A 12,891-nucleotide genomic window follows, 5' to 3' on the forward strand; every position below is an offset into this window, starting at 1 on the left:
AGGAAATGATTTATTATTTCTAAAGACAGATCACATACAAAGTTTGTTATAAATTTGACTTAAACTCCCAGTTTTATCACTGATTTATCTATTAAAGAAATAAAGAGAAGATAAATTACCATGCTCTATAGCAGTAACTAATTGTTCTATTGAGGGAATACATGCATTTTAAAATAATTTGTTAGATATTAAAGATATGTAGCAATATGAGGTTTGTTAGCATGGAATAAAATTTGTTAATTGTAAGTTGCATCGATATATATCGTGAATATGTTATCCATCAGTATTGAATAGGCAAAAAAATAGGCAGCTAAAGCTACCTATTTCTTATTTGCTTTTATTTCTTTTTCTTAACGGCTCTTTTCTTAACTTGCTCTTCTACCCACTTTCCATCGATATATTTAGCAGTCCAGCCTGTCGCTTTTTTATCTATTTCAGTCATTACATATTGTTCTTTATTTTTACGACTATAACGAACAACAGCTAAGTTACCTTCAGGATCCTTCTGTGGAGCATCAGCTAAATAATAAAACTTCTCAGAAATACGATCTCTAAAACGCGCTAATTCAGCCACTTTGGGTGCACGCGTTTCACGGGAACGAGGGAATGTATTCGCGGCTAGGAATATACCCGATGCACCATCGCGTAGAATAAAATGCGCATCACTTTGTTCACATTCTAATTCCGGTAATTCAACGGGATCTTCCTTCGGTGGAGCCACTTCGCCATTGCGAAGAATTTTACGTGTATTCTTACATTCTTCGTTAGTACAACCCATGTACTTACCGAAACGGCCATCTTTAAGTTGCATATCACTGCCACACTTATCACATTCAACAACCGGACCATCGTAGCCTTTGATCTTGAATTCACCGTGTTCGATTAGATGTCCATCACAAAGAGGATTATTACCACAGACATGTAATTTACGTTTTTCATCAATAAGATAGCTATCCATAGCCATATCGCACTTAGGGCAACGTTTTTTAGCCATTAATGCAACAGTTTCAGCGTCGTCATTGCTCAACACATCTACAACTTCTTCACCCGCAACCAGATTAATCGTTGTTTTACAACGTTCTTTAGGAGGCAATGCGTAACCAGAACAACCAAGAAAAACACCGGTAGAAGCAGTTCGAATCCCCATAGGTCTACCACAGGTTGGACAATGCACTTCGTTTATTAAAACGGGTTCATTAAGTCGCATCCCACCTTCTTCAACGGGTAATTCAGCTTTATCAAGCAAATTCGTTAGATCCTTGTAAAAACGATCTAATTCATCGGTCCAATTAGCCTTACCTTCGGCAATAGCATCTAGTGTTGCTTCCATTTGAGCCGTAAAATCATAGCTCATTAATTCAACAAAATTTTCACTTAAACGGTCACTGACGATCTCACCCATTTTTACAGCATAAAATCGACGTTTATCAACTTTAACGTAACCACGATCTTGAATCGTTGAAATGATACTTGCGTAGGTTGATGGGCGACCAATTCCTTTCTTTTCGAGTTCTTTTACTAATGCTGCTTCCGTAAATCTCGCCGGTGGCTTGGTGAAATGTTGTTCTGGATCGAGATTGATTAGCTTCAACTCTTCACCAATGTTTAAATCAGGCAGTTGAACATCATCAGCTTTACTTCTTGAAACGGGTTGTACCTTAGTCCAACCGGCAAAACGCATGGTGCGTCCCTTTGCACGTAATTGATAATTAGCCGCTTCAACAACAAGTGTCGATGCATCATATAAAGCAGGTAACATCTGACAGGCTAAGAACTGACGCCAAATAAGCTCGTATAAGCGCTGTGCGTCACGGTCAACACCATTCAGTAATGCCGCCAGTTGATTTACATCTGAAGGACGAATCGCTTCGTGAGCTTCTTGTGCCCCCGATTTACTCGAGTAAACAATGGCGTCTTCTGGTAAATAATTTTTGCCATATTCATTACCAATATATTCACGGGCAGAAGCGACCGCTTCTTTGCTTAAATTGGTTGAATCCGTACGCATGTAAGTAATATAACCAGCTTCGTATAAACGTTGAGCCAGCATCATGGTCTTCTTAACACCAAAGCCAAGACGTGTACTAGCCGCTTGCTGTAATGTTGAAGTAATAAAAGGTGCGCTTGCTTTACTTTTAGTCGGTTTATCTTCACGAGTTAATAATTTATAGGTAGCAGATTTCAGTACATCAACGGCCGCTAATGTCTGCTGTTCAGTTGTTGGTTTAAATGATTGTCCATCTGCTTTGTAAACCTCTAGACGTAATGCTTGTTCATCATTCGTTTGAGTATCCGCATGAAGATCCCAATATTCATCAGGGTTAAATGCTTTGATCAATCGTTCACGTTCAACTAATAAACGCACAGCAACCGATTGAACACGCCCAGCCGAGAGACCTCTCGCAACTTTTTTCCAAAGTAAAGGTGAGACCATAAACCCAACAACGCGGTCGAGAAAACGACGTGTTTGTTGTGCATTAACACCATCGATATTTAATTCAGTCGGGTGGCGAAAAGCTTCTTGGATTGCAGATTCAGTTATTTCATTAAAAACAACACGTTGATATTTATCATCATCACCACCAAGCACTTCACGAAGATGCCAAGCAATCGCTTCCCCTTCTCTATCCAAATCCGTTGCGAGATAGATAGTGGGTGCATCTTTTGCTAATTTTTGTAGTTCAGTAACAACTTTTTCTTTACCCGGTAAGATTTCATAATGGGCTTTCCAATTATGTTCTGGATCAACCCCCATACGGGTTATTAATGCTTCTTTTGTACGTTTAGCTTTCTCTTTTTCTTTTTTAGCAGCAGTTAAACCGGCCAATGACTTTTTAGGTTTAGAATCAATTTTTTTCTTAGCACTGCCGCTGGTCGGAAGATCACGAATATGACCGACACTGGATTTAACAATAAAGTCTTTGCCTAAATATTTATTTATTGTTTTTGCTTTTGCTGGAGACTCCACAATAACAAGAGATTTGCTCATAATTCTTTTATACCTAAAATAGTCATTTACGAGAAGAAAAGTAAAAATTTCGATGAATTTCTTTTTTATATAATCCAAAGTTGTAAAAAATAGCAACTTTTATTTTCATTAATCGAAAATAATATACAAAAAAGCCAACTTAGTTTGAGTTGGCTATGTAGTTCGTTTAAAAATTGCGCAACAATTAAAATAATCGATTAAAATTTAACTGTAATAATTTAAAGAAACTGTTTTCAATTGCCATTGATGCAGCATGGGTAAATTTATCTGCAAGCTTTTTATGTTTAGTGTATTTAACCAACATAATATGGCGATTTTCTAACTGTGATAATAAATAATCGTCACTGGTAGATATTTGATCAACAAGATCTCGCTCAATTGCCTGGAGGCCATACCAATGCTCACCAGTAGCAACTTTATCAATATCAATTTGATTACGATGTTCAGTAACAAAATTCTTAAATAAATCATGCGTTTCTTGTAGTTCTTGTTTGAATTTTTCACGACCTTCATCGCTATTTTCACCAAACATCGTTAACGTACGTTTGTATTCACCTGCTGTCAATTGTTCAAATTCTATATCATGTTTTTTCAACAAACGATTAAAATTAGGAATTTGAGCGATCACACCAATAGAGCCAATAATTGCAAAGGGTGCTGAAATGATTTTATCTGCAATACAAGCCATCATATAACCACCACTCGCAGCAACTTTATCGACTGAAATGGTGAGCGGTATATTTTTATCTTTAATACGTTGTAATTGCGAAGCAGCAAGACCATATCCATGCACCATACCACCACCACTTTCTAAACGCACAAAAACCTCATCTTGTTCCTTTGCAACGCTTAAAATTGCAGTAATTTCTTCACGTAAAGAAGCCACTTCCTTTGCATCAATGCTGCCCTTAAAATCGACAACATATAATTGCGCTAACTCATCATCTGACTGGCCTTCTTTCGCTGCTTTCTTTTGTTCTTTATTTTTAGCTTTGGTTTGCTTTTTTTCAACTTTATGACGTTCTTTTAATTGATGAGGAGTCAGTAATTGTTCTTCAATCGATTTTTTAGTATTTTTTAATTGTTTCGAAAGATCAATAAGTTCAAGTTCTCCCTTTTTACCTTTTTGCTTTGAAAGTAACCCTAAAACTAAAATTAATGTAATAGCAACGGTTAAAATAAACGTAATAGCTTTCGCTAAAAACAAGCCATATTCAGCAAAGAATTCCAAATTTATAACTCCTTAAATTTATGTAATTTTTTATTTAAAAATAATTTATTTATAGATTTTAAGTCCAACTTCTGGACGTGTTTTTAATAATTTTAGCGACCACATATACTGGCTACGATTTTCATTTATTAATTGTTCAATTGCTTGATTCATTAACAAACTATCCTGCTCTTGATCTTCATTTAAAATATTGTACAGAGGTTTATGTATAATAATATCGAATTTTGCAGTTTTATCATTATAGGATGAATAGATAGGAAGAATGACTGCATTGCCTAATTTAGCTAACCGGCCTACTAATGGTAATGTAGCCTTTTGAGTCGCATAAAATGGGACAAAAATACTTTTCTTACGTCCATGGTCTTCATCGGGTAAGTAAAAGAAATGGGTTTTATCACGTAAGCTTTTTATTGCAGGTTTTAACCCTTCACTACGATGATATAAGGCGCCTTTTCCTGTGATATGGGTAAACCTTGTTCGATACCCCCCGACAAACCAATCAAACACCGGATTTTTATAATCATTAAACATCGCAGATAACGGATAGCCTCGAGCATTTATCCCAGCAATTGATGCGTAGTCTAAACCATAACTATGGGGACTTAAAAATAATGCGCTTTTATTTTGCGCAACAATATCCTGTAAATATTGCTCACCAATTAAATTTACACGGTTTAACAAGTATTCTCGGCTTCTAAACTTTAGTTCACCAAGGGAAACCGCAATTTGCGCTAATGCTTTAATATTATCGCGCATCAACTGTTCTTTTTGGGCTTCGGTATATTCAGGAAAACATAAAGTCAGATTAGTAAACGCAATTTTTTTACGTTTATTTAAGAATTTAGCATTGTAGATACGATTAGCGACCCACGCGGCAAAACGATCTCGGATGCGAACAGGACAATAACTAAAGAAAAATAATAAGCCAAGCGCTAACCAGTTACCCCAATATTTAGGTTTAAAACATTTAAGCGTGAGAGGCATCTCAAAATTGGAGTTATAACTTGTCATAAGTAGACCTTTATAAAAATGATCTATATCTGGAAGGTGGGTGGCAGACTCCCCAGCAAACCCTCGGCACTTGAATCACCTACTATGGCTGCTGCCTTCCGGCCCTGACCAGGTTAATAAGTTATCAATGCGAGGAACCAAGAAGCCTACCATTGTCACTGCATTGAGCGCTGTGTGCTAACTCAACAAGACGAATTATACGTATCCAAATAAGGAATACAACTGCAATTTTACGTTTTATTTTCAACTGCTTAATTAAACAACATTTAGGTAAATATATAATCAGTTACAGGCTGTAATTAAGCGATCTCATCACGATTATTATAATTGATTGAAATTAAAGTAAGCTCTTAACTAATCTATCGGCACGTATTCGACGTAATCTTAGCAGCAACTTCTTAGCTCGTGGTGGATAATCATCGATTGATTCTATTTGATTAGGATCCGTAATCTGAGTTGCATGACTTAAAATATGTGTAAGTTCTTGATCAACTAGCCCTTTCAATTCCTGTTTAGGATCATCAATTAATAGACCGTTTTCTAAATCAAGACGCCACGCACGCGGGTTAAGGTTATGACCCGTTAATAATATAAAACGATTATCTGCGTAAATTCCCTTTAAATGAAAGCTATTATCTTGGTCTTTCCAAAGGTGTAAATTAAGTTGGCCTGTTTTTAAAACATATTTATATTTTTCGGCAAAACGTTTGAGATTACTTTCGTATAAATAAGGTAACCCGCCGATCGTTTTAAAGGGTTGGTCGGCTGGAATATAAAAATCATTTGCTGTTTTATCACCGACCACTATTGTTAGTTTTACACCACGTTTTATTAACGCATTAATATCTCTACCAATTATTCTGGGTAAATTAAAGTAAGGCGTAAAAATAACAATTTCTTTCTCGGTTGAACGTAATATTCTACGGATATTACGGTTTAACTCATTTTTTCGGGCACCTAAACCATTCAACGGGACAACGGAAAGTATTTCAGAAATAGTTTGGCCTGCAAATTTATAACTGGATTGTTTTAAACTTTTCACTAATTGACGTTGTTTGATTTTAAACGTTGATATTCGAGGTATTGCCTCTTCATTAAGAGATGTCACAGCCGGTCTATCTATCAATTCTTCCTTAATAAAAGTAACCATCGAGTTCGCTAACTCTCGGTTTTTAATTAGCCAGTATCGGTCTAATCTGTACTTTTGTTCTTGATGAAGATAAATATTATTTATACTGGCACCGCTGTATAAAACGCTATCGTCGAATACGAATCCTTTAAGATGTTGCACACCGAATAGTTCTTTACGTTTAACAGGCACTCCCATTATTTTAATACCTGAAGTTTGTGCTTTTTCAACTTCTTGATACCAGCTAGCGTTAGTATTTGTATCTTTATTCTTGCCAATTAAACCACGTTGCGCACGGTGAAAATCAATGCATATTGCAATATCTAAATCTGGATTATTCTGTTTTGCCTTATACAAGGCCATTAATATTTCTTGACCTGCCGCATCGGATTCTAGGTAGAGAGCCGCTAAATAAATACGATTCTTTGCACCTTCTATCAGACTTAACAATTCCGTTTTAAAGGCTTTAGTAGAAAAAAGACAATCAACATCTTCAACGGATAAAGGAATTTTTTTTAAATGATTTAAAAAGGCTTGGTTTTGTTTAATTCGACTACGCATATAACTTCTTTTTTAACACTAAAATGGAGAAAATTTACAGACACATTATAGCAAGATGAAAATAATAGTATTGATAACAAAATCATTGTTTGCAATACTAAATAAAGCGGGAAACCCCGCTTTATTTAAGAATAGGTAAGCACGAAAGCCGACCTAATCGGTCATTAGATAACTTTCGCAATCGCTTCACAAAGCGGTTGCATATTATCTTTGGTCATTCCTGCAACCGAAATACGACCAGAACCAACAATATAGACAGCAAACTCATCTTTTAATTGAGCAACTTGTTCCTTTGATAGCCCAGAGAAAGAGAACATGCCATTTTGGCGGCTAATGAAACTGTAATCGCCAGCCACGCCTTTCTCTTTTAATGTTGCCACAAATAAGTCTCGCATTTCTTGAATACGTGAACGCATATCTGCAACTTCTTGATCCCATTGATTATACAATGCTTCATCATTGAGAATTGTTGTAACTATTGCAGCACCGTGTGCAGGAGGATTTGAGTAATTGGCACGAATTACCGTTTTTAATTGGCTAAAAGCTGAATCTGCAATATCACTGTCTTCTGCAACTAATGTAATACCACCGACACGTTCATTGTATAAGCCAAAGTTTTTTGAGAATGAATTAGCAACAAGTAACTCTTTATTATGTTCAGCAAAAATACATAAGCCTTGTGCATCTTCTTCGATACCCTTGGCAAATCCTTGATAAGCAAAATCGAAGAATGGAATAGCACCAAGTTCAGCAATTAATTTCGCCAATTCTTCCCATTGCTCAGTCGTTGGGTCAATCCCCGTCGGATTATGACAACACCCGTGAAATAGCACTAAATCGCCCGCTTCTACACTTTGTAATGAAGCGATCATTGCCGGAAAATCTAAGTCTTTTGTTTCGGCATTATAATAATCGTATTGTGCAACCGTTAAACCAGTCGTTTTGAAAACATTACCATGATTTGCCCAAGTAGGGTTACTTACCCAAATTTTCTTAATACCCAGTTTACTCACTGCGAAATCAGCACCTGTACGTAACGCCCCTGTTCCACCCGGTGCTTGTGCCGTTCTAGCACGTTTACTCGAAATAATTTCAGCATTTTTACCAAATAAAAGTGTTTGTACTGCCGTTGCGTATTCAGCAATTCCCTCAATGGTTAAATAACTTTTTGTTTGTTCTTCAGCAAGCAGGCGTTTTTCAGCTTCTTTCACGGAGGCTAAAATCGGTGTTAAACCGGCTTCGTTTTTATAAATACCTACACCCAAGTTAATTTTTTCAGCTCGAGTATCTTTTTTAAACGCATCCGTTAGCCCTAAAATAGGGTCAGCAGGAGCCGTGCTTACCTGTTCAAACATAATTATCCTTTCTCACTTTTAATTAGACTCAATTATTATACTCAAAGTACCACAAGTTTCTGAAATGAAATAGTAAGATCCTTTGAATCGACGAATAAAGTTATACCATTAGTTGATATTCTATCAACCAAAAAAACAATTATTCAGACAATTTATTATCCAGTTCTGCAATTTTAACTTTCCAAATCGCCGGACCTTGCGCATGAATGTTATTACCCTTTGAATCTACTGCTACCGTTACAGGCATATCAACAACATCAAATTCATAGATTGCCTCCATACCAAGGTCTTCAAATGCAACAACACGCGCACTTTTTATTGCTTTAGAAACTAAGTACGCAGCGCCTCCTACCGCCATTAAGTAAACGGATTTATTTTTAGCAATCGAGTTAATCGTATTTTCACCGCGTTCCGATTTGCCAATCATGCCAAGCAACCCTGCTTTTTCAAGCATCAAGTCGGTAAATTTATCCATACGCGTTGATGTTGTCGGACCAGCGGGCCCAACAACTTCACCGTTAATAGGATCGACAGGTCCAACGTAATAAATAAATTTACCATGAAAATCAACTCCATTAGGGAGAGGTTTCCCGGCTTCTAGCAATTCTTTAATTCGTTTATGGGCCGCATCTCGACCAGTTAAAATCTTCCCAGTCAATAATAACGTGTCACCACTTTTCCACTCAGCGATGCCTTGTTTATCAAGGTTATTCAAATCAACGCGACGTACAGTTTCGTCGGTCTGATAGGTAAGTTGTGGCCAGTCTGAGAGTTTTGGAGGCGTTATATCCGCTTCTCCGCTACCATCAAGGGTGATATGAATGTGCCTAGTTGCCGCACAATTCGGGATCATCACAACAGGTTTAGACGCAGCATGGGTAGGACTACTCATTATTTTTACATCAAGAACCGTCGTAAGTCCGCCCAATCCTTGAGCACCAATACCCAGTGCATTCACTCTTTCCATTATTTCTAAACGCAATTTTTCTTCGGTCGTGAAGTTCGAATCACCTTTATTTTGACGCGCCTGTAATAATGAAATATCAATAGGCTCCATTAATGACTCTTTTGCCATAATAGCGGCTTTTTCCATCGTGCCACCAATGCCAATACCTAACATACCGGGTGGACACCAACCCGCTCCCATTGTGGGTAACATCTTAACAACCCAATCAGCAATCGAATCGGACGGATTAAGCATTGCCATTTTAGCTTTATTTTCAGACCCGCCTCCCTTTGCTGCAAGCTGAATCTCAACTTTATTACCATGTACCATTTCAATATGTACCACAGAAGGCGTATTATCTTTGGTATTAACTCTTGCTCCAGCAGGATCGGCCACAATAGAAGCACGTAATGGATTATCCGGATTTGTATAAGCGCGACGAACACCTTCATCAATCATTTCTTGCACGGTTAACTCTGATTCAAACCTAACATCCATGCCTATTTTAACGAACACAGTGACAATGCCCGTATCCTGACAAATAGGTCGTTTACCTTCAGCAGACATTTTTGAATTGACCAGTATTTGTAGCATTGCATCTTTAGCTGCAGGATTTTCCTCGATTTGATAGGCTTCATATAAGCTATTAACGAAATCGAGGGGATGATAATAAGAGATAAACTGAAGTGCATTCGCAACACTATTAACAAGGTCTTGCTGTTTGATAATCATGATAAAACTCCGGATCACATGGGATGTTTAGTCTGAAAATTAGTAAATAATTAAAATACTTACTTTGTGTAGCAGGTATATTAATAGAATGTTAATCTGCATCTGTAAATTAACCAACCTATTTATCATAAAATTGCCAATAAAAACTAGAAACTATGACTAATTGCACGACAAATATACGCATTAAAGAAATTTCACTTTCAGAAATTGACTTATTACAAATCAAAAAGAAAATTTCACAACTAGATTGGGGAGTATTATTAGAATCTGCAAGCCCCGATCATATCGATAGTCGTTGGTCTATTTATAGCGCTTTTCCCATTATCACACTACAAACTTACGGTACTGTCACTGAAGTTAAACAATCGGGCAAACACCGATCTTACCAAACTGATCCCTTTAGCCTAATCGAGTCATTACGTCTTAAATTATATGGCGATGAAATAAATGAAAGAGTACCCTTTTCCGGTGGTGCATTAGGGTATATGGCTTACGAACTAGGTTATCAACTAGAGCAAATTAACAATGCAGACCAACCTCAAGGACTTAACTTACCTGATCTTGCAATAGGATTTTATGATTGGGCATTATTATTCGATCGACAGTCCAACAAATATTTTATTGTCGTGAATAATACCAACAGTGAAGAAATATCTACCTTAGCGCTTATGGAAAAGCGAACTCAATGGTTACTGCAACAAACAACACAACACAGCACAACACAACCTTTTACGTTAACCAGTGAATGGTTAAGTAATATGAACGAAGCAAGCTATCATCAAAAATTTGGCAAAATCCAAGATTTCATTTTAAATGGCGATTGTTATCAAATTAATTTAACCCAACGGTTTGAAGCACAATACCAAGGCGATGAATATCAGGCATATCAGGCATTATTAACAACAAATGTGCCGCCTTTTGCGGCTTATTTACGTTTACCTCATCAAGTTATTTTGTCTCTATCGCCAGAACGATTTATAAAGTTAAATAAAGGTGTTGTTGAAAGCAAACCGATTAAAGGGACGCGCCCTCGCTACACAGATCCTATTCAAGATAAAAAAAGCCAAGATGAATTAATCGCATCGACTAAAGATCGCGCGGAGAATTTAATGATTGTTGATCTCCTTCGCAATGATATTGGTCGCGTCTGTCAATCTGGTACAGTAAAAGTACCTAAACTATTTGATATTGAAAGTTTTCCAGCCGTTCATCATTTAGTAAGCACAGTTATTGGTCAATTAGCGCCAAACAAAAGCAGTGAAATGCTATTAAAAGCATGTTTCCCTGGTGGATCAATAACAGGCGCCCCTAAAATTCGTGCCATGGAAATAATTGGCCAACTTGAGCCAAACCAACGACAGGTCTATTGTGGCAGTATTGGATATATTAATCATAATGGTGAACTTGATATGAATATTGGCATCCGAACATTAGTGTGCCATCAAGGCAATATTTATTGTTGGGCGGGCGGTGGTTTAGTTGCTGACTCTGATCCACATCAGGAATATCAAGAATGCTTCGATAAGGTCAGTAAAATTTTACCTTGTCTGAAAGCATTAAATAAATAATTCTTTGGGGATAATATTAACTGTATTAAAAATGTGAACAAATTTACGCAGGAATACTGGTTTAGTTTAATACGGAAGATGATTGTAAATCATGATTCCCTTTACAAAATTCTCGATAACGAAATAATATTAACCAGTAAAAAATCAGTTAATTATTACGATTGGTTTACTATATCCGTTATCAATCAGCCCTCATTCAGCGCTAAAATGATAACGGTATAATTTTATCTTAAATTAAAACTATCACTAACTAGCCTTAATAGAAGTAATTAAAATCAACGCGTTGGTAAATCCACATCTGCAAAGAGTTTTTCAACTTCAGCGGTATATTTTAATTGAATTGCTTTCTCAACAATTGGACGGGTTAGATGCGGTGCAAAGCGAACAATAAAATCGTACATATAATCACGCAAAAATACCCCCTTCCTAAAGCCAATACTAGTCGTGCTTGATTTAAACAAATGACTTGCATCAATCACACAAAGGTCATCATCTTCAACCTTATCAACAGCCATAGATGCAACGACACCAATCCCCATACCAATTCGAACATAGGTTTTTATCACATCTGCATCGGTCGCGGTAAATACAACATTTGGAGAGAATCCTGCTGCATTAAATGCTTTATCTAATTCAGACCGACCTGTAAATCCAAAAATGTAAGTAACAATGGGATATTGGGCAATATCTTCAATCGTAATATTGTCAATTTGTGCAAGTGGATGATCCTTAGGGGTGATCACACAACGATTCCAATGATAACAAGGCAACATAATCAGGTCTTGATATAAATATAACGCTTCTGTCGCGATTGCAAAATCACTCTTGCCTTTTACAACGGACTCACTAATTTGTTCAGGTGAACCTTGATGCATATGCAACGATACTTTGGGGTAACGTTTTTTAAAGGAAGCAATAACATCTGGTAATGCAAACCGCGCTTGGGTATGTGTCGTCGCAATTTTTAAGGATCCTAAATCTGGATGGGTATATTGCGAAGCGACAGCTTTAATACTTTCGACTTTCCCTAAAATTTCAGAGGCATAACGGATAACATCTGCCCCAGCAGGCGTCAATTTTGTTAAATGCTTACCACTTCGTTCAAAAATTTGAATACCTAACTCATCTTCTAACATACCAACCTGCTTACTGATACCAGGTTGAGAGGTAAATAGGTTTTCTGCCGTTGCCGAAACGTTCAGATTATTATTTAATATTTCGACAATATAACGTAGTTGTTGTAATTTCATATAAAACCAATGAGATGCGCAAGAAATAGGAGATTATTCTAGCAGAGTTCTGACAATTAATAACAGTTACTTTAATTCGAATCTGAAAACAAACTATATTTAAGGTATAAATATTCTGC

8 protein-coding genes and 1 other RNA gene are annotated in these 12,891 nt (G+C 36.8%); 1 reads left to right on the forward strand and 8 read right to left on the reverse strand.

The genetic code is table 11. The annotated features are described in order from the left end of the window. Positions 1-337: 337 nt before the first annotated feature. The 7 genes from topA to ACR30L_RS10415 all read right to left on the reverse strand — a co-directional run bounded on the left by topA (position 338) and on the right by ACR30L_RS10415 (position 9,957). Complete coding sequence (gene topA / locus ACR30L_RS10385; RefSeq protein WP_435234186.1) at positions 338-2,989, reverse strand: type I DNA topoisomerase; 2,652 nt, start codon at positions 2,987-2,989, stop codon at positions 338-340. Positions 2,990-3,173: 184 nt separating this feature from the next. Beyond that, a complete protein-coding gene (sohB, locus tag ACR30L_RS10390) occupies positions 3,174-4,220 on the reverse strand; it encodes a protease SohB (protein WP_435234187.1) in 1,047 nt (348 codons plus the stop codon). A 45-nt stretch (positions 4,221-4,265) separates the two neighbouring features. Beyond that, positions 4,266-5,231, reverse strand: a complete 966-nt coding sequence (locus ACR30L_RS10395; RefSeq protein ID WP_435234188.1) for a lauroyl-Kdo(2)-lipid IV(A) myristoyltransferase — start codon at positions 5,229-5,231, stop codon at positions 4,266-4,268. A 46-nt stretch (positions 5,232-5,277) separates the two neighbouring features. Continuing rightward, positions 5,278-5,375, reverse strand: an RNA gene (ffs, locus tag ACR30L_RS10400) — signal recognition particle sRNA small type. 193 nt (positions 5,376-5,568) lie between these two features. Continuing rightward, entirely contained in the window at positions 5,569-6,921 is a 1,353-nt protein-coding gene (gene pssA, locus ACR30L_RS10405; RefSeq protein WP_435234189.1) for a CDP-diacylglycerol--serine O-phosphatidyltransferase, read from the reverse strand. Positions 6,922-7,085: 164 nt separating this feature from the next. Beyond that, complete coding sequence (locus tag ACR30L_RS10410; protein WP_435234190.1) at positions 7,086-8,276, reverse strand: amino acid aminotransferase; 1,191 nt, start codon at positions 8,274-8,276, stop codon at positions 7,086-7,088. Positions 8,277-8,415: 139 nt separating this feature from the next. Next, positions 8,416-9,957, reverse strand: coding sequence for a fumarate hydratase (locus ACR30L_RS10415; protein ID WP_435237898.1), 1,542 nt, complete (start codon positions 9,955-9,957; stop codon positions 8,416-8,418). A gap of 152 nt (positions 9,958-10,109) precedes the next feature. Between ACR30L_RS10415 and pabB the strand changes: the two genes are divergently transcribed. Continuing rightward, entirely contained in the window at positions 10,110-11,522 is a 1,413-nt protein-coding gene (gene pabB, locus ACR30L_RS10420; RefSeq protein ID WP_435234191.1) for an aminodeoxychorismate synthase component I, read from the forward strand. A gap of 275 nt (positions 11,523-11,797) precedes the next feature. Here the strand turns inward: pabB and cysB are convergent, their stop codons facing one another. Then, the gene (cysB, locus tag ACR30L_RS10425; protein ID WP_435234192.1) at positions 11,798-12,772 is read right to left on the reverse strand and encodes an HTH-type transcriptional regulator CysB; all 975 of its coding nucleotides are present in this window, start codon (positions 12,770-12,772) and stop codon (positions 11,798-11,800) included. Positions 12,773-12,891: the final 119 nt, after the last annotated feature.

The sequence above is a fragment of the Psychromonas saccharinae genome (assembly GCF_051201515.1).
In the GTDB taxonomy this organism is placed as follows: domain Bacteria; phylum Pseudomonadota; class Gammaproteobacteria; order Enterobacterales; family Psychromonadaceae; genus Psychromonas.

Excerpts from the sequence above, each read along its gene's own strand:
- topA (WP_435234186.1), bottom strand. The coding sequence starts at position 2,989 with ATGAGCAAATCTCTTGTTATTGTGGAGTCTCCAGCAAAAGCAAAAACA.
- ACR30L_RS10395 (WP_435234188.1), bottom strand. The coding sequence starts at position 5,231 with ATGACAAGTTATAACTCCAATTTTGAGATGCCTCTCACGCTTAAATGT.
- pssA (WP_435234189.1), bottom strand. The coding sequence starts at position 6,921 with ATGCGTAGTCGAATTAAACAAAACCAAGCCTTTTTAAATCATTTAAAA.
- ACR30L_RS10410 (WP_435234190.1), bottom strand. The coding sequence starts at position 8,276 with ATGTTTGAACAGGTAAGCACGGCTCCTGCTGACCCTATTTTAGGGCTA.
- pabB (WP_435234191.1), top strand. The coding sequence starts at position 10,110 with ATGACTAATTGCACGACAAATATACGCATTAAAGAAATTTCACTTTCA.
- cysB (WP_435234192.1), bottom strand. The coding sequence starts at position 12,772 with ATGAAATTACAACAACTACGTTATATTGTCGAAATATTAAATAATAAT.